Genomic DNA, 23,980 nt, shown 5'->3' on the forward strand with positions numbered 1-23,980 from the left:
TCAGTGCAGGGTGTGTTACTTCGAGTAGAACTCGACGATCAGCTGCTCGGCGAGCGGAACGTCGATCTGGGCGCGCTCCGGCAGCTGGTGGACCAGGATGCGCTGCCGCTCCCCGACCACCTGCAGCCAGCCCGGGATCGGGCGGTCGCCCGCGGTCTCCCGGGAGATCTGGAACGGCACCGTGTTGATCGACTTGTCCTTGACGTCGATGATGTCGTACTGCGACACCTGGTAGCTGGGCACGTCGACCTTCACCCCGTTGACGGTGAAGTGGCCGTGGCTGACCAGCTGGCGGGCCATCCGACGGGTGCGGGCCAGGCCGGCGCGGTAGACCACGTTGTCCAGCCGGCTCTCCAGGATGCGCAGCAGTTCCTCGCCGGTCTTGCCGCCGCGGCGCACCGCTTCTTCGTAGTAGCGGCGGAACTGCTTCTCCATCACGCCGTAGGTGAAGCGCGCCTTCTGCTTCTCCTGCAGCTGCAGCCGGTATTCGCTTTCCTTGATCCGCGCGCGGCCGTGCTGGCCGGGCGGGTAGGGCCGCTTCTCGAATGCCTGGTCACCGCCGACGAGGTCGACGCCCAGCCGGCGGGACTTGCGGGTGGCGGGTCCGGTGTAACGAGCCATCTTCTTTCAGTCCTCCTAGACCCGGCGCCGCTTGGGCGGACGGCAGCCGTTGTGCGGCTGCGGTGTGACGTCGGAAATCGCGCCGACCTCCAGGCCGGCAGCCTGCAGCGAACGGATCGCGGTCTCGCGGCCCGAGCCCGGGCCCTTCACGAACACGTCGACCTTCTTCACGCCGTGCTCCTGCGCCTTGCGGGCGGCGTTCTCGGCGGCCAGCTGCGCGGCGAACGGGGTGGACTTACGCGAGCCCTTGAACCCGACGTGACCCGACGACGCCCAGGCGATGACATTGCCCTGCGGGTCGGTGATCGTCACGATCGTGTTGTTGAAGGTGCTCTTGATGTGCGCGGCACCATGCGGGACGTTCTTCTTTTCCCGCCGCCGAGTCTTCTGGCCCTTCTTGGGCCCGGTCGCTTTCTTCGTCGCCATGGGTCTTACCTGGCCTTCTTCTTACCGGCGATGGTGCGCTTGGGGCCCTTGCGGGTGCGCGCGTTGGTCTTGGTCCGCTGGCCGCGCACCGGCAGGCCGCGACGGTGCCGCAGGCCCTGGTAGCAGCCGATCTCGATCTTGCGACGGATGTCGGCCTGCACCTCGCGGCGCAGGTCGCCCTCAACCTTCAGGTTGCGCTCGATGTAGTCACGCAACTGGGTGAGCTGGTCGTCGGTGAGGTCCTTGCTGCGCTGGTCCTTGTCGATACCGGTCGCGGCCAGGATTTCGTTGGAGCGGGTACGGCCGATGCCGTAGATATAGGTCAGCGCGATCTCCATGCGCTTATCGCGCGGCAGGTCGACGCCCACAAGTCGAGCCATGGGGGGCATGCCCCTTTCATCTTCGTTACGGAGGTTGTGATCCCAGCCCGTTCCCGGCCGAAAGCTCCGGGGCCCGGCCTCCGATCCGGGCGTGTGTGAGCTGGCCCATCTCTAAAGATGCCAGCCGCTCACTGGTACTGGGAGGTCTGCATTCAGTTGTGGTCTGCGGGACTGAGTCCGGCGATGGCTAGCCCTGACGCTGCTTGTGGCGCGGGTCGGAGCAGATCACCATGACCCGGCCGTGCCGACGGATCACCCTGCACTTGTCGCAGATCGGCTTGACGCTGGGGTTCACCTTCACGGCTGCTGTGGTCCTGTTCTCATCGCTGGTTGACGTACGGGTGGAGCTTGTGCGGGATTACTTGTACCGGTAGACGATGCGTCCGCGGGTCAGGTCGTAGGGCGACAGCTCCACGACCACCCGGTCCTCCGGCAGGATACGGATGTAGTGCTGCCGCATCTTGCCGCTGATGTGGGCGAGAACTCGGTGTCCGTTCTCCAGCTCAATGCGAAACATCGCATTGGGCAGGGGCTCGACCACGCGACCCTCGACCTCGATGGCACCGTCTTTCTTGGCCATTGCTCTCCGGCGATCCTCCGTGTCTGGCTTACCTGTTACATGTGCATGCGCCCGCCGCGGCGCAGCATCGACTACGACTACAGAACGTGGGCCGGTGGCAGGAAATTCCAGGTGAATCGCCAAGAATCTCAGACTGGGCACGCAAGAGTCGACGCGGACGCCGCACCGTCGTCCCACGATACCCGCTGAACAGCCGGTCGCCAAAATCGTCGGCGGTGAGACACTGATTCCAGGCGGCACCCGCCGTCGCCACGCAGCGATGGGATGCACATGACCGAGGGACTCTCACTGAAACCCGACATGGGCCGCTACGCGGTTTGGACCTTCGGATCCCCCAGTCCCGAACAGGCGACCGAGATCGAACGGCTGGGCTACGGCGCGATCTGGGTGGGCGGCTCGCCGGCGCCTGAGCTCTCCTTCGTCGAGCCGCTGCTGGCGGCAACATCGACGTTGCAGGTCGCGACCGGAATCGTCAACGTCTGGTCGGCGCCGGCAGCGCAGGTCGCCGAGTCGTTTCACCGGATCGAGGACGCCTACCCGGGCCGGTTTCTGCTCGGGGTCGGCGTCGGCCACTCCGAAGCCACCGCTGAGTACCGCAGCCCCTATCGGGCGTTGACGGAGTATCTCGACGCCCTGGACGCGGACGGGGTGCCGACCAGCCGCCGGGTGCTGGCCGCGCTGGGTCCCAAGGTGCTGCAGCTGGCGGCGGAGCGCAGCGCCGGGGCGCATCCCTACCTGACCACCCCGGAGCACACCGCGACCGCCCGCGAGCTGGTCGGGCCATCGGTGTTCCTGGCGCCCGAGCACAAGGTGGTGCTCTCGACGGATGCCGCGGCCGCGCGCGCCGCCGGACGTGACGCGGTCGGCTTCTACTTGGGCCTGTCGAACTACGTCAACAACTGGCGACGGCTGGGCTTCGGCGACCGCGACGTGCGTGCGCCCGGCAGCGACCGGCTGATCGATGCGGTGGTGGCGCACGGCACGGCCGAGGACGTCGCCGCCCGGTTGGGTGAGCATCTGGCGGCCGGCGCCGACCAGGTGACGATCCAGGTGCTGGGCGGCTGGAAGCAGCTGCTGCCGACGCTGACGGAGCTCGCCGGGCCGCTGGGGCTGACACCGCGCGACTGAGGGGCGCCCCCGCCACCGCTAGGGTTGCCCCATGCGTCTGCTGGTCACCGGCGGCGCCGGGTTCATCGGCGCCAACTTCGTGCACAGCACACTCGCCCAGCACCCCGACGCCCAGATCACCGTGCTGGACGCCCTGACCTACGCCGGCAGCCGCGAGTCGCTGGCCAACACCGCGCGCGAGATCGCCCTGGTGGAAGGCGACATCACCGATACCGCGCTGGTGGAGCGGCTGGTCGCCGACTCCGACACGGTGGTGCACTTCGCCGCCGAAACCCACGTGGACAACGCGCTGGCCGAACCCGAACCGTTCCTGCGTTCCAACGTGATCGGCACCTTCACCGTGCTGGAGGCGGTACGCCGGCACGGGGTACGGCTGCACCACATTTCCACCGACGAGGTCTACGGCGAGCTGGCCCTCGACGACCCGCGCCGGTTCACCGAGACGACCCCCTATCGCCCGTCGAGCCCGTACTCGTCGACCAAGGCCGCCGCCGACCTGCTGGTGCAGTCCTGGGTGCGCTCCTTTCGCATCCACGCGACGATCTCGAACTGCTCGAACAACTACGGCCCCTACCAGCACGTGGAGAAGTTCATCCCGCGGCAGATCACCAACCTGCTGACCGGACGCCGCGCCAAGCTGTACGGCAGCGGCGCCAACGTACGCGACTGGATCCACGTCGACGACCACAACGCCGCCGTCTGGCAGATCATGACCCGCGGGCATGCCGGGCGCACCTATCTGATCGGCGCCGACGGCGAACGCGACAACCGCAGTGTGCTGCAGACCATCCTGCGGCTGATGGGCCACGACCCCGACGACTTCGACCACGTGCCCGACCGGCCCGGCCACGATCTGCGCTACGCGATCGAGCCGTCGGCGCTGCGCGACGAACTGGATTGGAAGCCCGAGCACACCGACTTCGAGGCCGGCCTGCGCTCGACCATCGACTGGTATCGCGCCAACGAGCCCTGGTGGGCGCCCTTGAAAGAGGCCGCCGAAGCCCGCTACGCCGAGCTGGGACGCTGACGTGGCGTTCCGCGAACTGGCCGTCCCGGGAGCCTTCGAGCTCACCCCGACCCAGCACGCCGATGACCGCGGCGTGTTCTTCGAGTGGTTCACCGACGAAGAGTTCACCGCCTTCGCCGGGCACCGCTTCGACGTGCGCCAGGCCAACTGCTCGGTGTCGCGGGCCGGTGTGCTGCGCGGCCTGCACTTCGCCGAGGTGCCGCCCGGGCAGGCCAAATACGTCACCTGCGTGTCGGGGGCGGTCTTCGACGTCGTCGTCGACATCCGGGTCGGCTCACCGACATACGGGCAGTGGGATTCGGTGCTGCTGGACACCCAGAACCGCCGGTCGATCTACCTGGCGGCCGGCTTGGCCCACGGATTCCTCGCGCTGCAAGATGATTCGACGGTGATGTACCTGTGCTCGGCCGGTTACGACCCGCAGCGCGAACACACCATCTGCGCCACCGACCCGGCGATCGGCATCGACTGGCCGGCCGATCACCCGCTGGTGCTCTCCGCGCGGGACCGCGACGCACCGTCGCTGGCTGAGGTCCGGGCCGCCGGACTGTTGCCGGACTGGAAAGCCAACTGAGCAGGCACTGAACCATCGCGCGGCGCACGTCGTGATTGAGGTGTGGGGACGGCGCGGATCCTCGTTGTCGGTGCGGGCGTAGGCGGAATTTCCGTTGCGCGGGGACTGCTTCGCGACGGACACGAAGTCTCTGTCTTCGAGCAGGGCACCGACGTGCGGGCGGCCGGCGGCGCGGTGACCATCTGGCCCAACGGGGCCATGGTTCTTCGCCAGCTGGGCGTTGCGATGGACGGCGCCGGCCAGCGGCTGTCCACCGTCCGGGTCGTGACGTCGGCCGGCCGTCCGCTGGCCACGCTGGATCTGACCGCCATGGCCGACCGGCTGGGTGCGCCCGTTCGGATGGTTCCGCGCCGCGTGCTGCTGGAACGCCTGCTGGACGGGTTTCCGCGCGACCGCATCCACTGCGGCGCCCGGCTGGTCCTGGTGCACTCCAACCACCAGGGCGTGCGCGTCGGATTCGACGACGGCAGCCGCGCCGACGGAGACGTGCTGATCGGCGCGGACGGCCTGCATTCGCGCGTCCGCGACGTCGTCGGGGCGCGCCACGCCAACCCGACCGGCTGGTGCAGCTGGCAGGGACTGGTCACCCTGCCCGACGTCGCCGACACGGATGTCGCACTCGTCGCCATCGGCGAGCACGGGAACCTCGGGCTGTGGCCGGCCGGCGGCGGCGAGATTCAGTGGTGGTTCGACCTGCCGTGGTCGTTCGACTTCTCCCGACCGCAGCACCCGATCGAGGTGATCCGCTCGAAGTTCAGCGGATGGTCGGATGCGGCCGACCGGGTGCTCGCCGCCCTGACCGAAGACGATCTGGCCTCGTCGCCGTATCCGCATTTCCGCCATCCGATTCCGCCGCCGGGCCACGGCGCGCTCACTCTGCTCGGCGATGCGGCACACACCATGCCGCCCACCCTCGCCCAGGGAACCAATCAGGCGCTGCTCGACACGATGGTGTTGCGACAGGCGTTGTCGAACGTCGGCCGCACCGCCGTCCCGGGTGCACTGCGCACCTACGAGCGAAGCCGGAGACGCCGGGTGGCGACGGTGTCGCGGGTGGCGTCGCTGCCGGTGTCCCACGGCGAGTCCGTTCTCAGGCCGGCGGCACTGATCCCGGACCGGTTCCACACCTGGGCGCTGACAACGTTTCTGCGGTGGTCCAGCCACCGCCGGATGGCCACCGAAATCAGCCAGGCGATCGGCAGACGGTGATGACGAGCCCGAATGATCCGGTACGAGTACGCGGCGCAATCGATGCGCCGGCACGCTGGTTGTGGTTGCTCAAATGGTGCGTGCTGGCCGCCCCGCACTACCCGATCCTGATCGGGCTCTACCTGGTCTATCCGCTGCTGACTCTCGTTGCGGGCGTGGCGATCCTGTTCACCGGGCGGTTTCCGCGGCCCATCTTCGACTTCAATGTCGGGGTGTTGCGCTGGTCGTGGCGGGTGATGAATTACCGGTTTCCGATGAATGCCACCGACAAGTACCCGCCTTTTGCGTTGGCGTCTCGGTCCGACTATCCCGCCGATCTGCACGTCAGCTACCCCGAACGGTTCAGCCGGTGGGCGGTGCTGGTGCGATTGCCGTTCGCGCTGCCGCAGGTCATCGTGTGCTGGGCGATGGAGCCGCTGCTGCAGGTGCTGTGCGTGATCAACGCCGGGTGGTTGTTGTGCATCGGGACGGTGTCGCCGAGCCTGTTCGACCTGTTGATGGGCATGGCGCGATGGCGCTACCGGGTGGCCGCCTACGTCTCGCTGATGCGTGAGGAGTATCCGCCGTACCGACTGGATATGGGCAGCCGATGATGCGCGGTAATCCGTTGTTCCCGTACGTGTATCGGCTTGGCATGCCGCTCTTCGATCGGCTGTTCTATCGCCGCTATCGCCGGGCGGCGATGAGCCACACGACCGGGCGGTTGCTGATGCTGGGCCTGGGCCCGGGTAGCGACCTGTTGTTCATTCCGCCCGCGGTGACGTCGATCGCCGCCGTGGAGCCGGTGGCGGCGATGCGGCGGATGGCATCAGCGCTCGCGCGCCGGCACGGTATCGAGGTCACGGTCGTAGACGGAATCGGTGAGTCGATTCCATTCCCGGACAATAGTTTCGACTCGGTGCATGTCGGGCTGGTGTTGTGCTCGGTCGACGATGTCGCCACCACCCTCACCGAGATCCGGCGAGTGCTCGCGCCCGATGGCCGGTTGGTCGTGCTGGAACATGTCCGCGGCGACGGTGCCCTGGGCCGATTCCAGGACCTGATCGCCGGACCGTGGTCGTGGCTGGCGTCCGGGTGCAGGCCGAACCGGCGCACCGTCGACGCCATCGCCGCGGCCGGGTTCGACACCACCACACTGCGCCGCGTCCAGCGCACTCCGGTGCCGCCGCCGTGCACACCGCATCTGCAGGGATTCACCACCGTGAGAAAGGAATTCTGATGAACCGATTATTCGCCCTCGCCACCATTGGCGGGGTGGTCCTGCCCGCCGGGCTGAGCCCACTGGGCGCCACTCTCACCTCCCCCACCGGCCCGCCTGATGACGTCTGGTCGATGGACACCGTGTTGGCCGGTCAGACCGACAACTTGGGGCTGCTCGCGACCACACCGTTGGACGGGTTCCAGTTCCCGGACCTGACGTCCCTCGGGTCAGAACCCGTCGACAGTGTCTCGGATCCCGACTTTATAAGCAATATCCACGATTTCGGCATCCTGACCCTCACATCGGCGGCCGACCCGGACGACGATTACGTTGCGTTCGCGATTCAGACACCACTCTTCACCGATATCTTGACGTCCGGCGCCGACCCGGAGGGGACCTTGGGCTTGGGCGATGCGAGCATCGGCCTGGCCGGGGCGACGGTGAACACCTTCGAGAGTTCGGTCTTCCCGTTCCTCGACAGTTCGTTCACCCTTCCCTTCCCGGATCCGTTCGCCGATCTGTTCACTTTGCTTGTCCAACTGGGCTTTTAGCGCCTATTCGACGCTCACCGCCGCGATGATGTTCAACCGCGCCGCCCGCCGCGCCGGCGGCAGCGCACCGAGCAGGCTGATCACCAACGCACCCAGGGTGAACGCAGCCGCCATCGGGCTGGGCCGGAAGGTGACGGCGAAGTTCATGATGTCCGCGCTGACCAGGCTGTAGAGCCACTGGTCCAGCAGGCCGAGCAGCAGCCCGAACGCACCGCCGACGGCACCGATGCCCACCGCCTCGGCCAGCACCATCCGCACGGTGAACCGGCGGCTGGCTCCCATCGCCCGCAACACCCCGAGTTCGCGGCGGCGCTCCAGCACCGACAGTGTCAGCGTGTTGAACAGGGCGACCGCGGCCACGATCACCACGATCACCAACACCGCGTTGGCGATGAACATGCTCTGGTGCAGCGGCGCCTCGAGTCCCGCCAGCGCCGCGTCGCCGTCGTAGACGTGGTTGGGCGCGGGTACCGCCCGGCGGACGTCGTCCACCAGGTGCCGGCGATCCACCCCGGCGGCCGCGGTGATCTGCAGGGTGGTCGCCACCGGCCGGTCGAACCACGTCCGCAGGCGATCGAGGCTGATTCCGACGGTGCCGATGACCGTGGAGAAGTACGGCACCAAGGCCAGCACCGTCGTGCGCTGCGGGCCGTGGGGCGTCTGCAGCTGCAGCTGATCGCCCACACCGACATGCAGCGTCCTACCGAGATTCGCCGACAGCACCACGCCGCGGCCGGTGAGCACGTCCTCCCGAAGCGGCGGGCTGAGCGCGCGGTACAGCGGATCGTGGGTTCCCGGGGCGAACCCGTCGAGCAGGACGCGGGTGCCGCCGACCACGGCGAAGCCGACGGCGCCCTCGGTGACCCGTGCGACGCCCGGCACCGCGGCCACCGTGTCGGCGAGGCCACTTGGCAGCGCATCGGTGGGATAGCTGTCGGGCGGATCAGCACTTACCCACACGTCGGCTCCCGCGGCCGGCGCGAAGACACCGCGCGCCGAGGCGACCATGTCGGCGTTGGTGCCGGTGATCATCACCGTGGTGATCACGGCGATGAGCACGGTCATGACGGTGGCCCACACCCGCCGCGGCGCACGTTGAATGGTCGCAGCCGCCAGTGCCCCAACGGTTCCGAAGAGCCGAGAGGTGGCGGCGGTGGCATTGACGATCGGTGTGGTGAGCGCGAATCCGATCGCGATCTCGGCGCAGAACAGCGCGACCATCCCGGCGAACGCGAGGGAGCCGTGCCGGGCGAGCACCATCGCGATCGCTGCCGCGAACACCGCGAGCGCCACCACTCCGCTTCCGACCCGCAACCAGCGAGGTACCACGTCGGCCGCCGACGCCCCGGGCGGCGCGAGGGCCTCGATCGGCGCGACCTTGTAGACCTGCCGGGTGGTCATCGCCGCGGCGGCCACGCCGGTGAGTACCGTCGCCGCCAGCGCGGCCGGAATCGCGTAGCCGGGCAACAGGTATTCGACCCGGGCCTCCAGCCCCTGCGTTATGGCCGGCGGCAATCGGCCGATCGCCATGCGGCCGGCGAAGATACCGGCGCCCGCCCCGAGCGCACCACCGATCAGCCCGAGAATCGCGGCCTCGGCCAGCATGTCGCGCACGATCATGGCGCGTCGGCCCCCGATCGCCCGCAGCATCGAGATCACCGGCCGGCGCGCGGTGATCGCCATGGTCATGGTGGTGTAGATCAGGAACGCGCCGACCACCAACGCGACCGCCGCCCCCATCAGCGCCATGTAGTTCATCAGCTTGACCCCGTCGCCGGCCCGAGCCGCCCGCAGACTCGGATCCGCGACGACCGCCCGGCCGCCCACGGCGGCGGTGACCGCGGCGCGCACGGCCGCCAGGTCGGCACCGGGTTTGACGGTGATCAACAGCGAGTCGAGTTGCCCCATGCGTCCGGTGACGTTCTGCGCCAACGCAAGCGGGGCCAGCACGTAGTGGCCGCCGTTGAGGTCGGCGAGCTGCTTGCCGGCCAGCACCTCGGCGACGACGACCGAACCCGAACCCAGCTGGAACGTCTCGCCTTCCGCATGAGCGACACCGGGCCCGACCCGCACGCCATTGGGCTGCTGCACCCCCGGCGGTGCGCCGACGGCGCTCTTGAGAGCTCCCTCCAGCGCGGCGCTGCTCGCGTCCGCACCGAGCAACAACACCGGGCCCGCGGCAGTGGCCGCCGACGTCCGGATCATCGGTGCCGCGGTCGCCACGCCGGGCACCGCGGCGACCTCTGTGACGATGCTGTCGGGAAAGCCGGAGTCGGTGATACCGGATACCTCCAGGGACGCGATGCCGGCGATCTGATCGGCCAGCCGGTTCACCGATCCGGTGATGGATCCGAAGATGCCGAAGATCGCGACCAGATACAGGGCGGACACCGCCATGACGGCGATCGAGGCGGTGGTGCGCCGACGGTGCACGGCGAGTTCACGCACGCTGAACACGCGCAGCCGGCTCGCGGCCGCCATCGCCGTGGCCGGTTTCATCTCGCGACCAGTGCGGCGTCGGAACCGACCCGACCGTCCTGCAGGGTGATCACCCGATCGGTGGCCGCTGCGGCATCGCCGTTGTGGGTCACCATGACCACCAGCCGCCCGCGGCCGCCCTCGTGTGCCACCTCGGCGAGCAACGCCAGAATCGATGCGCCAGTGGTGGAATCGAGGTTCCCGGTGGGTTCGTCGGCCAGGATCAGTGCCGGGTCCATCATCAGCGCTCGCGCCACCGCGACCCGCTGCATCTGGCCTCCGGACAGTTCCGCCGGGCGGTGCTCGGTGCGGTTGCCCAAACCCACCCGGTCCAGCAACCGGACCGCATCGGCGCGGGCCCTGCCCAGCCGGACACCGTCGAGCAGCGTCGGGACCGCCACGTTCTCCCACGCCGACAGGGTGGGCAGCAGGTTGAAGAACTGAAAGACGAACCCCACCTGATGGTGGCGAAACCGGGACTGTTCCTCATCGCCGAGCCGGCCGATCTCGTCGCCGTCGAAGGCGATGGAACCGGCATCCGGGGTGTCCAGTGCGCCGAGCAGGTGCAGCAGCGTACTTTTGCCCGCCCCCGACGGCCCGACGATCGCCACGAACTGTCCGCCGGTGAGGTGCAGACTGATCCGGTCGAGCGCCCGCACCGCCTGATCACCGACCCGGTACTCGCGCACCACATCGCGAAGGTCGATGGTGAGTGCGCGCTGGTCACGTCCTTTGGTCATGGTCCTCCCGCGGGGCCGCGCACCGCCGATATGAATACAACGAGTCCGGCCCGCGAACGGTTCGAAAACGAATACGACCCCCTCGCATTTACTAGGATGTCCTAGTATTCTCGGGGGCGGGCCGGTTCCGGCTCACCACCACAGTCACGGGGATGACGCATGACCACACAGATTTCGCACTTCATCGACGGCAAACGCGTCGCGGGCAGTTCGCAGCGCACCGCCGACGTCTTCGATCCCAGCACCGGGGCGGTGCAGGCGAAGGTCCCGCTGGCCGACGCCGCCGAGGTCGACGCCGCGGTCGCGGTGGCCGTGGCCGCCCAAAAGAACTGGGCAGCCTTCAACCCGCAGCGCCGGGCCCGCGTGCTGATGCGCTTCATCGAGCTGGTCAACGCCAACCTGGGCGAATTGGCCGAGCTGCTCTCCCGCGAACACGGCAAGACCGTGGACGACTCCCGCGGCGACATCCAGCGCGGCATCGAGGTGATCGAGTTCGCCATCGGCATCCCGCACCTGCTCAAAGGCGAGCACACCGAGGGCGCAGGTCCGGGCATCGACGTGTTCTCCCTGCGCCAGCCGCTGGGCGTCGTCGCCGGGATCACCCCGTTCAACTTCCCTGCGATGATCCCGCTGTGGAAGGCCGGCCCCGCGCTGGCCTGCGGCAACGCGTTCATCCTCAAGCCGTCCGAGCGCGACCCCTCGGTCCCGGTGCGCTTGGCCGAACTCTTCTTGGAGGCCGGCTTGCCGCCCGGGGTGTTCCAGGTGGTGCACGGCGACAAAGTGGCGGTGGACGCCCTGCTGGGCCACCCCGACATCGCCGCGGTCGGTTTCGTCGGCAGCTCCGACATCGCCGAGTACATCTATTCGACCGCCACCGCGAACGGTAAACGGGCACACTGCTTCGGCGGGGCGAAGAACCACATGATCGTGATGCCCGACGCCGACCTGGACCAGGCGGTGGACGCGCTGATCGGCGCCGGATACGGCAGTGCCGGCGAGCGCTGCATGGCGATCAGCGTGGCGGTGCCGGTCGGTGAGGAGACCGCGGAGGCGCTTCGCTCCAAGCTGGTCGAGCGGGTCAACCAGTTGCGGGTCGGCCACAGCCTGGACCCCAAATCCGACTACGGACCGCTGATCACCGAGGCCGCACTCGCCCGGGTCCGCGACTACATCGGGCAGGGCGTGGAAGCCGGCGCCGAATTGGTGGTCGACGGCCGGACCCGCGCCGCCGACGACCTGGAGTTCGGCCTTCCGGACGGGCCGGCCAGCCTGTCCGGGGGCTATTTCATCGGGCCCACCCTGTTCGACCACGTCAGCACCGACATGTCGATCTACACCGACGAGATCTTCGGCCCGGTGCTGTGCATTGTCCGGGCGGCCAATTACGAAGAGGCCCTGGCATTGCCGTCCGAGCACGAGTACGGCAACGGGGTGGCGATCTTCACCCGTGACGGCGACACCGCCCGCGACTTCACCTCCCGGGTGCAGGTCGGCATGGTCGGGGTGAACGTGCCGATCCCGGTGCCGGTGGCCTACCACACCTTCGGCGGCTGGAAGCGGTCCGGCTTCGGCGACCTCAACCAGCACGGCACCGCGTCGATCCAGTTCTACACCAAGGTCAAGACCGTCACGCAGCGCTGGCCCTCCGGCATCAAGGACGGCGCCGAATTCCACATCCCCACAATGGGTTAACGCCCCAGACTGTGAACACGACTATGGATGACGAAGAACGGGTGATCGTCGAGACCGCCGCGGCGTTCGCCGAGAAGCGTCTCGCCCCACACGCCCTGGAATGGGATGAGACGCACCACTTTCCGGTCGACGTGATGCGGGAGGCGGCCGAGCTGGGCATGGCCGCGATCTACTGCCGTGACGACGTCGGCGGGTCCGGGCTGCGCCGCCTGGACGGGGTGCGCATCTTCGAGCAGTTGGCGATCGCCGACCCGGTGATCGCCGCCTACCTGTCGATCCACAACATGTGCGCCTGGATGATCGACAGCTACGGCACCGAAGAGCAGCGCAAGAACTGGGTGCCCCGGTTGGCGCCGATGACCTCGGTCGCCAGCTACTGCCTCACCGAACCGGGGGCCGGATCCGACGCCAGTGCGCTGAGCACCCGCGCGGTGCGCCAAGGCGGCGACTACGTGCTCGATGGCGTCAAGCAGTTCATCTCCGGCGCCGGTGTCTCGGATGTGTACGTGGTGATGGCCCGCACGGGCAGCGGGGGCCCACGGGGCATCTCGGCGTTCATCATCGAAAAGGACACGCCCGGAATGAGTTTCGGTGCCGCCGAGCAGAAGATGGGCTGGAACTCCCAACCGACCGCGCAGGTGATTCTCGACGGGGTGCGGGTGCCCGCCGAGGCGATGTTGGGCGGCCCCGATGGCGAAGGAACCGGCTTCTCGATCGCGATGAACGGCCTCAACGGTGGCCGGATCAACATCGCGGCCTGCTCGCTGGGCGGCGGTCAGGCCGCGTTCGACAAGACCGGCGGCTACCTGGCCGACCGGTCGGCGTTCGGCAAGGCACTGCTCGACGAGCCGACGATCCGCTTCACCCTCGCCGACATGGCGACCGCACTGGAGACCTCCCGGCTGCTGCTGTGGCGCGCGGCGACCGCGCTCGACGACAACGCGCCCGACAAGGTCGAACTGTGCGCGATGGCCAAGCGCTACGTCACCGACGCCTGCTTCGACGTCGCCGACCAGGCGCTGCAACTGCATGGCGGCTATGGGTATCTGCGCGAGTACGGTCTGGAGAAAATCGTCCGGGATCTGCGGGTGCACCGCATCCTGGAGGGCACCAACGAGATCATGCGGATGGTGATCGGCCGGGCCCAAGCCGCCCGCGTCCGGTCTGGCCAGTAGCCGGCGCAAAGGAGATACATGGCGATCGTGGCGTTCCTCGGCCTGGGCCACATGGGCGGGCCGATGTCGGCCAACCTGGTCACCGCCGGGCACACCGTGCGGGGCTTCGACCCGGTGGCGGCGGCCGCCGCGGCCGCCGAGCAGCACGGGGTGAGCATCCAGCCGTCAGCCGCCGATGCGGTGGCCGGCGCCGACGCGGTGGTCACCATGCTGCCGCACGGGGACGCGGTGAAGCGCTGCTACGCCGAGATCCTCACCTGCGCCCGGCCCGACACCCTGTTCATCGACAGCTCCACGATCTCGGTCAACGACGCCCGCGAGGTGCACACGCTGGCCGGCTCGCACGGGTTCGCCCAACTCGACGCCCCGGTGTCCGGCGGTGTCGCCGGTGCGGTCGCCGGGCGACTGGCCTTCATGGTCGGCGGCAGCGAAGAAGCAGTGACACGGGCGAAACCGGTGCTGGAACCGATGGCCGCCAAGATCATCCACTGCGGTGCCGCCGGCGCGGGCCAGGCCGCCAAGATCTGCAACAACATGGTGCTGGCCGTGCAGCAGGTCGCAGTCGGCGAGGCGTTCGTGCTGGCCGAAAAACTCGGTTTGGCCGACCAGGCGCTGTTCGACGTGATGACCGGCGCCACCGGAAACTGCTGGGCACTGCACACCAACTGTCCGGTTCCCGGCCCGGTGCCCACGTCCCCGGCGAACCGCAACTTCGAGCCGGGTTTCGCCACTGCGCTGATGAACAAGGATCTTCACCTGGCGATGGACGCGGTGGCGTCGACCGGCGCGAACGCCCCGCTGGGCAGCCACGCCGCGGCGATCTACGCGGACTTCGCCGCCGAACACAGCGCCGAGGACTTCAGCGCGGTGATCAACCACCTGCGGGAGAGCTGAGCGCCCCACCGGCCTGCCGACTACTTCGCGATTGCCATCAGCGCACCCGGCCGTAGCCAGCCGATGATCTTCACGAGCGTGGCGTCATCGATTGCCACGCAGCCCGCCGTCGGCCCGCCGTCGGTGGTGTGAAAGAAGTAGGCGGAGCCGTCACCGGGTTTGCGGGTCTTATTGACACCGATGACCACCGCATGCCGGTACTGCGGGATGGCGAGGTTCTCACTGGCCGCCGTGTTGAACGGGCACTGGGCTTTCTTGCAGACCTGCATGGTGTTGTAGGTCGGGCTGTTGGAGTCGCTGTCCCACCAGTGGTCGGATCCGACCTGCACATACGGCAGGCCACCGCCGGGATTCGGAGCGGTGCCGAACGCCGAATCGAGCGTGTAGAACCCCATCGGGGTCGACGGCTCACCTTCCTTGGTTTTCGGCGTGATGCCCGCCGAGCCGACATGTGCCGGAATCCCGGCCGCGACCGGTTCCCAGCCCGCGGCAGTCCGCTGATAGACGTCGATCTTGGCGGTCGAGTGACCCACTCCGACAACCGAAACCACCTGGGTGGCGTTGCCGACCGCCTCGGCGAACCACGGTTCGACGACGGCCGCGGTCAGTGGCGCGGTCACCGATGTCACACCCATCGCACACAGCGCCGCGCACAGCAGAACTATTAGTCGACGCACCACATCATGGTCGATGACCGGTGGCGTCAGCGTCAATTAACCAGTGCCGTCATCAACCTGCTTCGCGGCAGCTGAACCGGGCCACCACCCGCTGCGCCTGCAGCTCCCGGCACCCGTTGGCCGACAGGCCGTCGTAGCCGTCGGTGTCGGCGAAGATCGCCGGCAGGCCGATGGCCGCGGCGGTCCGGGCGCCGGCCTCGGATCCGGCGATCACCAGCGACTCACCGGCGACGATGCCCAGCTCCCACAACGCCAGCCGGTAGAGCTCGGCGTCACCGGCGGGACCGGTGAGGTCCTCGGCGGTGACGACGGTCTCGGTCATGCCGTCCCCGATCAGTTCCCGCACCCGGGCCTGCACCCCGTCGCGCGGTCCGGCGCCGACCACGGCCACCCAGAGACCGGTGGCGAATAGGCTCAGCACCAGGTCCACCAGGCCGGAGCGGGGCTCGCCGTCGGCGTCGGCAAGGGCATCGATATCGAAGATCACCGCTTGTAGGGGGTACACCTCGGCGTCGGTGTGCACCTGGTCCCACCAGAACGGGCGGCCGGGACTGGTCCATGTTGCGAGCTCAGTTGTGATCGGCATAACAGCAGGGTGCCCGAGAACCGGCGCGGGCGTCCTCCCCCATTCGGGGGAACCGCCCGGGGTAATCGCTCGGGGCTTATTCGGGCCTTATTGTCTTGTCATGCCCGTGCGACTGGTCCTCGTCGACGATCACGAGATGGTGATCGAAGGCCTGCGGGCCATGCTCACCGCGTTCTCGAACCGGATCGAGGTGGTCGGGCAGGCGATCAACGCCGAGCAGGCGCTGGCCGTGGTCGCCGAGACCGACCCCGACATCGTGCTGTGCGACGTGCGGATGCGCGGCGAAAGCGGCCTGGACCTCTGCCTGGCGCTGCGGGAACGCGACCCGGAACGCCGGGTGGTGATGCTCTCGGTCTACGACGACGAGCAGTACCTGTTCGAGGCGCTGCGGGTCGGTGCCAGCGGCTACCTGCTCAAGAGCATCAGCAGCGACGATCTGGTGCATCAGATCGAGATGGCCCACCGCGGCGAGACGGTGATCGATCCCGGCCTGGCGGCCCGGGCGGCCGGCACCGCCGCCCGACTGCAACGCGACGAGTTCTGGCCCGGCGCCCGCCAGGGCCTGACCCAGCGCGAAAGCGAGATCCTGGCCTACATGGTCAGCGGGCTGTCCAACCGCGGCATCGCCACCAAGCTGGTGATCGGCGACGAGACCGTCAAGAGCCACCTGCGGTCGATCTACCGCAAGCTGGGGGTCTCCGACCGCACCGGCGCGGTGGCCACCGCGCTGCGCGAAGGCATCTACCGGTGAGCTCGGCGGGCCAGAACCGGTCCCGCGGCCGCAAAGCCACCGCGGTACGGGACTTCGTCGACGCCAACCACGAGCTGGCGCTGCTGCGCGAGCTCATCCAGGCCGCCTCCAGCGGGCCCGGCGTGGAACCGCTGGCCGCCGCGGCCGCCCGGATGATCACCGCGGCCACCGGCACCGACGTCTGCTTCGTGCACGTCCTCGACGACACCGACAGGTCGCTGACTCTGACCGGGGCGACGCCGCCGTTCGACACCGAGGTCGGCAAGATCCGGCTGCCTCTGGGCTCCGGGGTGTCGGGGTGGGTGGCCAGCCATCGCGAGCCGGTGGTGATCAGCGACAACAAGGAGGCCGACCCGCGCTACGTGCCGATCGAGTCGCTGCGCGGACGCGATTTCACCTCGATGGTGTCGGTGCCGATGGAGACCGATCCGGGCGGGCTGGTGGGCGTGCTCAACGTGCACACCGTGGCGCGCCGCGACTTCACCCCCAGCGACATCGAGCTGTTGCGGGTGATCGGCCAGCTCATCGCCGGGGCGATGCACCAGGCCCGGCTGCACCGGCAGCTGGTGGCGCGCGAACGCGCCCACGAGCTGTTCGTCGAGCAGGTGATCGAGGCCCAGGAGATCGAGCGGCGCCGGCTGGCCGGCGACATCCACGACGGCATCTCGCAGCGGCTGGTGACGCTGTCCTACCGGCTGGATGCCGCCGCCCGGCTGGTCGCCGCCGACCCCGACGAGGCGTCGGTGCAGTTGGAGGCCGCCCGCGAGCTGGCCGGGCTGACGCTGCAGGAGACCCGGGTGGCGATCAGCGGGCTGCGGCCGCCGGTGCTCGACGACCTGGGCCTGGCCGGCGGGCTGGCCAGCCTGGCCCGGTCGATCCCGCAGCCGCGCATCGAGCTGGACCTGGACGAGACCCGGCTGCCCGAGCACATCGAGCTCGCGCTGTACCGGATCGCCCAGGAGGGCCTGCAGAACGTCGTCAAGCATGCCGGAGCCACGCTGGTGCGGCTGCGGTTCGCCGTTGCCGCCGATCCCGACACCGCCCGGCTGGAGATCGTCGACGACGGCGTGGGTTTCGACACCTTCGAGCATCCGGTGGGCGGCGACGAGATGGGCGGCTACGGGGTGTTGTCGATGGCCGAGCGCGCCGAGCTGGTGGGCGGCCGGCTCAACATCCGGTCGCGCCCCGGCGCCGGCACCGCCGTCACCGCGACCATCCCGATCCCGTCTCCCTCCGCGCGCGACGCCGGCTAAAAATCCCCGGCATTGCGGCGCAGGGTCTCGATCGCCTCTGACAAGCTGCGGGACTCCTGCGCCGACATTCCGATGTCAGCGAAGACCTCCCGGTTCAGGCTGGCGGTCGCCTCGGCCACCGTCGAGCGGCCCAGGTCGGTGATGGACACCAGCGTGGTGCGGCCATCGGTGGGATGCGGCAGCCGCTCCACCAGGCCGGCGGCCTCGAGCCGCCGGATCGCGTGCGTGACGCTGGTGACGTGGACCTGCAGCCGGTCAGACGCCTTGGTGATCGGCAGGGCGCCGGAGCGGCTGAACGCCAGCAGCCGCAGCAGCTCGAACCGGGAGAAACTCAGGTCGTAGGGCCGCAGGGTGGCTTCCACCCGGGCCAGCAGGATCTGGTGAGCGCGCATCACCGAGGTCACCGCCACCATCCCGTCGGCGACCTCCCCCCACCCGGCGCGTTCCCAGTTGGCGCGGGCCAGCGCAATCGGATCGGCGTCGTCGGACGGGCGGAAATCGGGGGGGCGGGAAGCTGCCACGCCCTTTCTTACCGCACCTGTCGACGCGATCGAGCCGGTGTGCGGATTTCGATGCTCAGGACGGCGGAGCCCAATGGGTGCCCGAAGCGTTGCTTTCGGGCGGCTCGTTGACGCCGAACACGAAGGGTGCGAAAACGATCTCGCGGCCGTCGGGGTCACGATAGGTGAGGGCCCCTGTCGCCTCCCAGTACGGGTGGGACCGGACGGGTTGGTTGCCGGACGCCATCAGCCTCTCGATCGCCTGCCGTTGTGTCGCCGCGTTCGGAAAGTACAGGCACAGCTGGTCGTTGCCGTCCACTGCCACGGGATCGGTGGCTTCCACGATCTCGAACGTGAGCCTCGGCTCGGGCAGCCGGAAGATCACCCCGTTGCTGCCGTAGCTGTCGGTGAAGGCCGCGCACAGCGGCAGTCCGACCAGGTCGCGGTAGAACCGGACGGTCTCGCCGAAGTTTGCCGAGCGGCGGGAGAATCGGATCGCACCGACCGCGGCCAATGCACCGGGCCAGTCCGCCGCAGATCGGTCGGAGGACTTCATGGCATCGATACTCCGCCTACGGCGCGCGCTGGGGCAGCAGTCCGACGTTTGTCGTGGGAAGCCACGGTGGGGACACGATTCAGCCGGGTGGCCGGTTCATCACCATCTCCGCGGTGCGAACGCCGGAGTTCAGGAGCTCGTCAAAATCCGGGGCCCGTCGTCGGTGACGGCGACGGTGTGTTCCCAGTGCGCGGCGCGGGACCCGTCGGCGGTGACCACCGTCCACTCGTCGTCGAGGATGGCGGTCTGGTCGGTGCCCAGGGTCAGCATCGGCTCGATCGCCAGCACCGACCCGGCCACCAGCAGCGGCCCGTGGCCCGGCTCCCCCTCGTTGGGCAGGAACGGGTCCATGTGCATCTGCCGCCCGATACCGTGGCCGCCGTAACCCTCAACGATGCCGAACGAGCGGCGGAACTGCGCCGACGCGGCGCGGGCACCCGTTTCGATGGCGTGCGAGACATCGCTGAGCCTATTGCCCGGGACCATCGCCGCGATCCCGGCTTCCATGGACTGCCGGGTGGCGGCCGACAGGTCGTCGTCGGCCGATGACAGGGTGCCGATGCCGAACGTGATCGCCGCGTCGCCGTGCCAGCCGTCCAGGATCGCCCCGCAGTCGATGGACACCAGATCCCCGGCCACCAGCACCTCGCTCGACGACGGGATGCCGTGCACCACACGGTCGTTCACCGAACTGCAGATCGAGGCGGGGAAACCGTGGTAGCCCAGGAACGACGGCGTCGCCCCCGCTTCCCGGATCACCGACTCGGCGACCTGGTCGAGCTGCCACGTCGAGACGCCGACAGCCGCGGCCTCGCGCACCGCGGCCAGGGCGGCGGCGACGACGGCGCCTGCCGCGGCCATCGCGTCGAGCTCGCCCGGGCTGCGATGCGGCACCGCCTTCCGCCGCTTCGCCCACCCGATCACTTAGCGTCCCAGCGCCTGCAACAGGCGGCCGAAGACCTCGTCGACGGTGCCCAGCGCGTCCACGACATGCAGGTCGTGCTCGTGCTGGTAGAAGTCCAGCAGCGGCGCGGTCTCCTCGCGGTAGACGATCATCCGGTTGTGGATGACCTCGGCCGTGTCATCGGCGCGGCCGCGGTCCCGCAGTCGGGCGAGCAGCTCGTCCTCGCTGACCCGCAGCTCCAGCACCGCGTTCAGCTTGGTGTTGCGCTCCTCGAGCATGTCGTGCAGGGCCTGGGCCTGCTCCACCGAACGGGGGTAACCGTCGAGGATGAAGCCCTTGGCGGCGTCCTCGTTGTCGATGCGGTCGGCGACCAGCGCGTTGGTCAGCTCGGAAGGCACCAGGTCGCCGGCGTCGAGGTATCCCTTGGCCTTGCGGCCCAGCTCGGTGCCCTGCGCGATGTTGCTGCGGAACAGGTCGCCGGTGGAGATCTGCGGGACCCCCAGCTTCTCGGCCAGTTTGACCGCCTGGGTGCCCTTGCCCGCCCCGGGCGGTCCCAGCAGTACGACTCTCACTTGAGGAACCCTTCGTAGTTGCGCTGCATGAGCTGGCTCTCGATCTGCTTGACGGTGTCAAGGCCGACGCCGATCATGATCAGCACCGCGGTGCCACCGAATGGCAGGTTCTGGACCGTCCCGGAGTTGCCCATCTGCAGGAACAGGTTGGGCAGCACCGAGATCACACCCAGGTAGATCGAGCCCGGCAGCGTGATCCGGTTCAGCACGAAACGCAGGTAGTCCGCGGTCGGGCGGCCCGGCCGGATGCCCGGGATGAAGCCGCCGAACTTCTTCATCTCGTCGGCGCGCTCATCGGGGTTGAACGTGATCGACACGTAGAAGTAGGTGAAGAAGATGATCAGGCCGAAGTACACGCCGATGTAGACCAGGTTCGACGGGTCGGACAGATAGGTGCTGACGGCCTTGTCCCACCAGCTGTTGCCGGCGCCGCCGCTGCCGCTGCGAACCAGCTGGGTCACCAGCTGCGGGATGTAGATCAGCGACGAGGCGAAGATGACCGGGATGACGCCGGCCTGGTTGACCTTGAGCGGCAGGTAGGTCGAGGTGCCGCCGTACATCCGCCGGCCGACCATCCGCTTGGCGTACTGCACCGGGATACGGCGCTGGCCCTGCTCGACGAAGACCACGCCGACGACGATGACCAGCGCAGCCAGGCAGACCATGGTGAATACCAGGCCGCCGCGGGAGTCCAGGATCGTCTTGCCCTCGATCGGAATACGCGCGGCGATACCGACGAAGATCAGCAGCGACATGCCGTTGCCGATGCCGCGCTCGGTGATCAGCTCACCGAGCCACATCACCAGCACCGCACCGGCGGTCATCACCAGCACGATGACGATCAGGGTGAAGATGCTGTGGTCGGCGATGATGTCGTGGCGCAGGCTGCAGGTCTGCAGCAGTCCGCCGTTGGCTGCCAGCGCGACGATGGACGTGGCCTGCAGCACCGCCAGGGCCACCGTCAGGTAGCGGGTGTACTGCGTCATCTTGTTCTGGCCGGACTGGCCTTCTTTGCGCAACTCCTCGAAGCGCGGGATGACCACGGTCAGCAACTGCACGATGATGCTCGCGGTGATGTAGGGCATCACGCCGATCGCGAACACCGTCAGCTGCAACAGCGCACCGCCGGAGAACAGGTTGATCAGTGAGTAGACCTGCGCCGCGTCGCCGCCGCTGACCTCTTTGATGCACTGCTGCACGTTCTGGTAGTCGACACCGGGCGACGGGATGGCCGCCCCGAGCCGGTATATGACGATGATGCCCAGGGCGAACAAGATCTTGCGCCTCAGGTCGACCGTCCGCAGTGATGAGATGAAAGCCGAGAACACTCTTCTCCTCCTGCGCAGCCGAGGTCCGGTCGCGGCGTGCCATTGGGCTGGTTTGTTCCGGCCCGGTTAGTCCTGGGGTGGTCCTGCGCTTCCGCATCGACGCGCCGACCGATCATGAGGCGGCCACGCGAGTACTTCAGGCGCGTCAGCAGTCTACGAGACTAACAGCTCAGCACAGTGGGCCGGGCAGCCGCAGCGACGCGCTGCCAGCGGACCATCAGCCGGTGGGCGTACAGTCGACGACAGCTCGTTAAATCAGCTAATTAATTTCCGGCGCTGCATCGCCGGTAACCATAGGAGAGTTCGAGAATGAAACAAACCGGCCGATTTCCCGGAGACACGTGGGATCTGTCCTCCAGTGTGGGCGCCACCGCGACCATGGTGGCGGTGGGCCGCGCGGTGGCCAGCCGCGGAAACGGCACTGACCGGCCGCTGATCAACGATCCCTACGCCGAGCCGCTGGTGCGCGCGGTGGGCGTGGACTTGTTCAGCAAGCTCGCCAGCGGCGAGCTCAGCCCGGCCGACTTCGACGACGGCGAGGCCGAAAACGGGGCGGCGATGTTGTCCCGGATGTCGGACAACATGGCAGTGCGCACCCGCTTCTTCGACGAGTTCTTCCTCGACGCGTGTACCGAAGCGGGCATCCGGCAGGCCGTCATCCTGGCGTCCGGGCTCGACGCGCGCGCCTATCGGCTCGACTGGCCGGCCGGCACCACCGTCTTCGAGATCGACCAGCCCGACGTGATCGAGTTCAAGACCCGGGTGCTGGCCGCCCAGGGCGCCCAGCCGGCCGCCGATCGCCGGCCGGTAGCCGTCGACCTGCGTGACGACTGGCCGGCCGCGCTGCGGGCGGCGGGTTTCGACCCGGCCGCGCCGACCGCGTGGAGCGCCGAGGGTCTGCTGGCCTACCTGCCCGCCGACGCTCAGGACCGGCTGCTGGACACCGTCACCGCACTGTCGGCGCCGGGCAGCAGGTTCGCCGTCGAATGCACCCCGCCGCTGGACCCGTCCGACGAGGACACCGCACGCACGCGGATGCGGGAGGCCGCCGAGCGGATGCGCAGCCGCGGCCTCGATCTGGACCTCACCGAGCTGGTCTACTTCGGTGACCGCAATGAGGCCGCCGGCTACCTCGCCGGGCACGGTTGGCGTCTCGAGAGCCGCACCATCAACGAGCTGTTCGCCGCGCACGGCCTCCCCCAGCTCGAGGAGGCCGACAGCTACGGCGGGCTGACCTACGTCACCGCGATCCTGGGATAGGGCGATGGCACGAAGCGAGAACGACAGCTGGGATCTGGCGTCCAGCGTGGGCACGACCGCGACCATGGTCGCGGTCGGCCGCGCGCTGGCCAGCCGGCAACCCGACGCGCTGATCGACGACCCGTTCGCCGCGCCGCTGGTGCGTGCGGTGGGGATCGAATTCTTCAACCGGCTGCTCGATGGTGAGTTGGACCCGGCGGTCGCCGCCGATGCCCACGCCACCGCCGGGCCGATGACCGAGGTGATGGCGGTGCGCACCCGGTTCTTCGACGACTTCTTCCTCGACAGCGCCCGCACCGGTATCCGCCAGGCGGTCATCCTGGCCGCCGGACTGGATTCGCGGGCCTACCGGCTGGGGTGGCCGGACGGCACCGTCGTCTACGAGATCGACCAGCCGGAGGTGATCGAGTTCAAGTCCCGAACCCTGGCCGAAATCGGTGCCGAGCCGAGCGCGGATCGCCGGACGGTCGCCGTCGATTTGCGCGACGATTGGCCGGAAGCGTTGCGGCGCAGCGGATTCGACGAGGCGAAACCGACCGCGTGGAGCGCCGAGGGGCTGCTCATCTATCTGCCGCCGGAGGCGCAGGATCGGCTGTTCGACAACATCACCGCGTTGAGCGCGCCGGGCAGTCGGCTGGCCACCGAATACCACCCCGACGGCGCGGCCGCGCTCACCGATTCGAATCAGTCGGCGGGCCGGCGCTTCGCCGATCAGGGCCTGGATCTGGACATGGCCGATTTGGTCTTCGCCGGCGAGCGGCGACCCGCAGGCGACTACCTGGCCGAACACGGGTGGCAGGTCAGCGGTCGCACCCGGACCGAAGTCTTCGCGGCCTATGGGCGCAGCTTTCCCGAGGGCGCCGAAATCGTTGCCGGGCTGCGTAATTCGGTGGCAATCGAGGCGATTCGCAGCTAGC

28 protein-coding genes are annotated in these 23,980 nt (G+C 68.6%); 14 read left to right on the forward strand and 14 right to left on the reverse strand.

The features are described from left to right. Nucleotides 1-15 precede the first annotated feature (15 nt). The 5 genes from rpsD to infA all read right to left on the reverse strand — a co-directional run bounded on the left by rpsD (nt 16) and on the right by infA (nt 2,007). Nucleotides 16-621, reverse strand: a complete 606-nt coding sequence (gene rpsD / locus AC5Y31_RS17890) for a 30S ribosomal protein S4 (protein WP_013830210.1) — start codon at nt 619-621, stop codon at nt 16-18. Between the two features lie 15 nt (nt 622-636). Next, nucleotides 637-1,047, reverse strand: a complete 411-nt coding sequence (gene rpsK / locus AC5Y31_RS17895) for a 30S ribosomal protein S11 (protein WP_013830211.1) — start codon at nt 1,045-1,047, stop codon at nt 637-639. A 5-nt stretch (nt 1,048-1,052) separates the two neighbouring features. Beyond that, a complete protein-coding gene (gene rpsM, locus AC5Y31_RS17900; protein ID WP_024443769.1) occupies nt 1,053-1,427 on the reverse strand; it encodes a 30S ribosomal protein S13 in 375 nt (124 codons plus the stop codon). Between the two features lie 187 nt (nt 1,428-1,614). Further along, nucleotides 1,615-1,728 carry a 50S ribosomal protein L36 gene (gene rpmJ / locus AC5Y31_RS17905; protein ID WP_003879483.1) on the reverse strand — a complete coding sequence of 38 codons (114 nt, stop codon included), beginning with the start codon at nt 1,726-1,728 and terminating at the stop codon, nt 1,615-1,617. A gap of 57 nt (nt 1,729-1,785) precedes the next feature. Beyond that, nucleotides 1,786-2,007 (reverse strand): translation initiation factor IF-1, encoded by a 222-nt coding sequence (gene infA, locus AC5Y31_RS17910; RefSeq protein WP_065023936.1) that lies wholly within the window; start codon nt 2,005-2,007, stop codon nt 1,786-1,788. Between the two features lie 270 nt (nt 2,008-2,277). Between infA and AC5Y31_RS17915 the strand changes: the two genes are divergently transcribed. From AC5Y31_RS17915 to AC5Y31_RS17945, 7 genes are read left to right on the forward strand one after another with little or no spacing between them, the layout of a single operon-like run. After that, the gene (locus tag AC5Y31_RS17915) at nt 2,278-3,135 is read left to right on the forward strand and encodes an LLM class F420-dependent oxidoreductase (protein WP_499981932.1); all 858 of its coding nucleotides are present in this window, start codon (nt 2,278-2,280) and stop codon (nt 3,133-3,135) included. A gap of 31 nt (nt 3,136-3,166) precedes the next feature. Beyond that, the gene (gene rfbB / locus AC5Y31_RS17920; protein WP_065023937.1) at nt 3,167-4,162 is read left to right on the forward strand and encodes a dTDP-glucose 4,6-dehydratase; all 996 of its coding nucleotides are present in this window, start codon (nt 3,167-3,169) and stop codon (nt 4,160-4,162) included. Between the two features lies 1 nt (nt 4,163). Next, nucleotides 4,164-4,736, forward strand: a complete 573-nt coding sequence (gene rfbC / locus AC5Y31_RS17925) for a dTDP-4-dehydrorhamnose 3,5-epimerase (protein ID WP_065023938.1) — start codon at nt 4,164-4,166, stop codon at nt 4,734-4,736. A 42-nt stretch (nt 4,737-4,778) separates the two neighbouring features. Further along, nucleotides 4,779-5,945 carry an FAD-dependent oxidoreductase gene (locus AC5Y31_RS17930; protein WP_499981933.1) on the forward strand — a complete coding sequence of 389 codons (1,167 nt, stop codon included), beginning with the start codon at nt 4,779-4,781 and terminating at the stop codon, nt 5,943-5,945. Beyond that, nucleotides 5,945-6,538, forward strand: a complete 594-nt coding sequence (locus AC5Y31_RS17935) for a DUF4389 domain-containing protein (RefSeq protein ID WP_499981934.1) — start codon at nt 5,945-5,947, stop codon at nt 6,536-6,538. Before AC5Y31_RS17930 ends, AC5Y31_RS17935 begins: the two co-directional genes overlap by 1 nt. After that, nucleotides 6,535-7,164, forward strand: a complete 630-nt coding sequence (locus AC5Y31_RS17940) for a class I SAM-dependent methyltransferase (protein ID WP_499981935.1) — start codon at nt 6,535-6,537, stop codon at nt 7,162-7,164. The genes AC5Y31_RS17935 and AC5Y31_RS17940 overlap by 4 nt, the downstream gene beginning before the upstream one ends. After that, entirely contained in the window at nt 7,164-7,697 is a 534-nt protein-coding gene (locus AC5Y31_RS17945; protein ID WP_499981937.1) for a hypothetical protein, read from the forward strand. The genes AC5Y31_RS17940 and AC5Y31_RS17945 overlap by 1 nt, the downstream gene beginning before the upstream one ends. Before the next feature lie 3 nt (nt 7,698-7,700). Here AC5Y31_RS17945 and AC5Y31_RS17950 read toward each other — a convergent pair whose 3' ends face one another. Both AC5Y31_RS17950 and AC5Y31_RS17955 read right to left on the reverse strand, forming a co-directional pair. Next, nucleotides 7,701-10,196, reverse strand: coding sequence for an ABC transporter permease (locus AC5Y31_RS17950; protein ID WP_499981938.1), 2,496 nt, complete (start codon nt 10,194-10,196; stop codon nt 7,701-7,703). Next, nucleotides 10,193-10,915, reverse strand: a complete 723-nt coding sequence (locus tag AC5Y31_RS17955; RefSeq protein WP_499981939.1) for an ABC transporter ATP-binding protein — start codon at nt 10,913-10,915, stop codon at nt 10,193-10,195. The genes AC5Y31_RS17950 and AC5Y31_RS17955 overlap by 4 nt, the downstream gene beginning before the upstream one ends. Nucleotides 10,916-11,074: 159 nt before the next feature. Between AC5Y31_RS17955 and AC5Y31_RS17960 the strand changes: the two genes are divergently transcribed. The 3 genes from AC5Y31_RS17960 to mmsB are packed head-to-tail and all read left to right on the forward strand — an operon-like array spanning nt 11,075 to nt 14,676. Further along, nucleotides 11,075-12,607: a CoA-acylating methylmalonate-semialdehyde dehydrogenase gene (locus AC5Y31_RS17960; protein WP_499981940.1), complete on the forward strand. Its 1,533-nt coding sequence runs from the start codon at nt 11,075-11,077 to the stop codon at nt 12,605-12,607. A gap of 23 nt (nt 12,608-12,630) precedes the next feature. After that, entirely contained in the window at nt 12,631-13,782 is a 1,152-nt protein-coding gene (locus AC5Y31_RS17965) for an isobutyryl-CoA dehydrogenase (protein ID WP_499981975.1), read from the forward strand. An 18-nt stretch (nt 13,783-13,800) separates the two neighbouring features. Continuing rightward, on the forward strand, nt 13,801-14,676 hold the full coding sequence (gene mmsB / locus AC5Y31_RS17970) for a 3-hydroxyisobutyrate dehydrogenase (RefSeq protein ID WP_499981942.1): 876 nt from the start codon (nt 13,801-13,803) through the stop codon (nt 14,674-14,676). 20 nt (nt 14,677-14,696) lie between these two features. Here the strand turns inward: mmsB and AC5Y31_RS17975 are convergent, their stop codons facing one another. Both AC5Y31_RS17975 and AC5Y31_RS17980 read right to left on the reverse strand, forming a co-directional pair. After that, nucleotides 14,697-15,353, reverse strand: coding sequence for a L,D-transpeptidase family protein (locus AC5Y31_RS17975; protein WP_499981976.1), 657 nt, complete (start codon nt 15,351-15,353; stop codon nt 14,697-14,699). A gap of 52 nt (nt 15,354-15,405) precedes the next feature. Further along, nucleotides 15,406-15,939: an HAD family hydrolase gene (locus AC5Y31_RS17980; RefSeq protein ID WP_499981944.1), complete on the reverse strand. Its 534-nt coding sequence runs from the start codon at nt 15,937-15,939 to the stop codon at nt 15,406-15,408. A 100-nt stretch (nt 15,940-16,039) separates the two neighbouring features. On the opposite strand from AC5Y31_RS17980, the gene AC5Y31_RS17985 reads away from it, so the two are divergent. Together AC5Y31_RS17985 and AC5Y31_RS17990 are read left to right on the forward strand one after the other, a co-directional pair. Further along, a complete protein-coding gene (locus AC5Y31_RS17985) occupies nt 16,040-16,690 on the forward strand; it encodes a response regulator (protein WP_065023947.1) in 651 nt (216 codons plus the stop codon). After that, the gene (locus AC5Y31_RS17990; RefSeq protein ID WP_499981945.1) at nt 16,687-17,943 is read left to right on the forward strand and encodes a GAF domain-containing sensor histidine kinase; all 1,257 of its coding nucleotides are present in this window, start codon (nt 16,687-16,689) and stop codon (nt 17,941-17,943) included. The genes AC5Y31_RS17985 and AC5Y31_RS17990 overlap by 4 nt, the downstream gene beginning before the upstream one ends. Here the strand turns inward: AC5Y31_RS17990 and AC5Y31_RS17995 are convergent. The 5 genes from AC5Y31_RS17995 to secY all read right to left on the reverse strand — a co-directional run bounded on the left by AC5Y31_RS17995 (nt 17,940) and on the right by secY (nt 21,803). After that, entirely contained in the window at nt 17,940-18,464 is a 525-nt protein-coding gene (locus tag AC5Y31_RS17995; protein ID WP_499981947.1) for a MarR family winged helix-turn-helix transcriptional regulator, read from the reverse strand. The two genes, AC5Y31_RS17990 and AC5Y31_RS17995, sit on opposite strands and share 4 nt — an antisense overlap. A gap of 55 nt (nt 18,465-18,519) precedes the next feature. Next, on the reverse strand, nt 18,520-18,999 hold the full coding sequence (locus AC5Y31_RS18000; RefSeq protein ID WP_499981948.1) for a VOC family protein: 480 nt from the start codon (nt 18,997-18,999) through the stop codon (nt 18,520-18,522). A gap of 129 nt (nt 19,000-19,128) precedes the next feature. Further along, nucleotides 19,129-19,923, reverse strand: coding sequence for a type I methionyl aminopeptidase (gene map / locus AC5Y31_RS18005; RefSeq protein WP_499981950.1), 795 nt, complete (start codon nt 19,921-19,923; stop codon nt 19,129-19,131). Further along, nucleotides 19,924-20,475, reverse strand: a complete 552-nt coding sequence (locus tag AC5Y31_RS18010) for an adenylate kinase (RefSeq protein ID WP_499981952.1) — start codon at nt 20,473-20,475, stop codon at nt 19,924-19,926. Further along, on the reverse strand, nt 20,472-21,803 hold the full coding sequence (gene secY / locus AC5Y31_RS18015; RefSeq protein WP_499981954.1) for a preprotein translocase subunit SecY: 1,332 nt from the start codon (nt 21,801-21,803) through the stop codon (nt 20,472-20,474). Before secY ends, AC5Y31_RS18010 begins: the two co-directional genes overlap by 4 nt. 309 nt (nt 21,804-22,112) lie before the next feature. On the opposite strand from secY, the gene AC5Y31_RS18020 reads away from it, so the two are divergent. Together AC5Y31_RS18020 and AC5Y31_RS18025 are read left to right on the forward strand one after the other, a co-directional pair. Continuing rightward, nucleotides 22,113-23,063 carry a class I SAM-dependent methyltransferase gene (locus AC5Y31_RS18020; RefSeq protein ID WP_499981956.1) on the forward strand — a complete coding sequence of 317 codons (951 nt, stop codon included), beginning with the start codon at nt 22,113-22,115 and terminating at the stop codon, nt 23,061-23,063. Between the two features lie 4 nt (nt 23,064-23,067). Then, the gene (locus tag AC5Y31_RS18025) at nt 23,068-23,979 is read left to right on the forward strand and encodes a class I SAM-dependent methyltransferase (protein WP_499981958.1); all 912 of its coding nucleotides are present in this window, start codon (nt 23,068-23,070) and stop codon (nt 23,977-23,979) included. The last annotated feature ends 1 nt before the right edge of the window (nt 23,980 follow it).

Source organism: Mycobacterium sp. NGS18 (assembly GCF_059813185.1).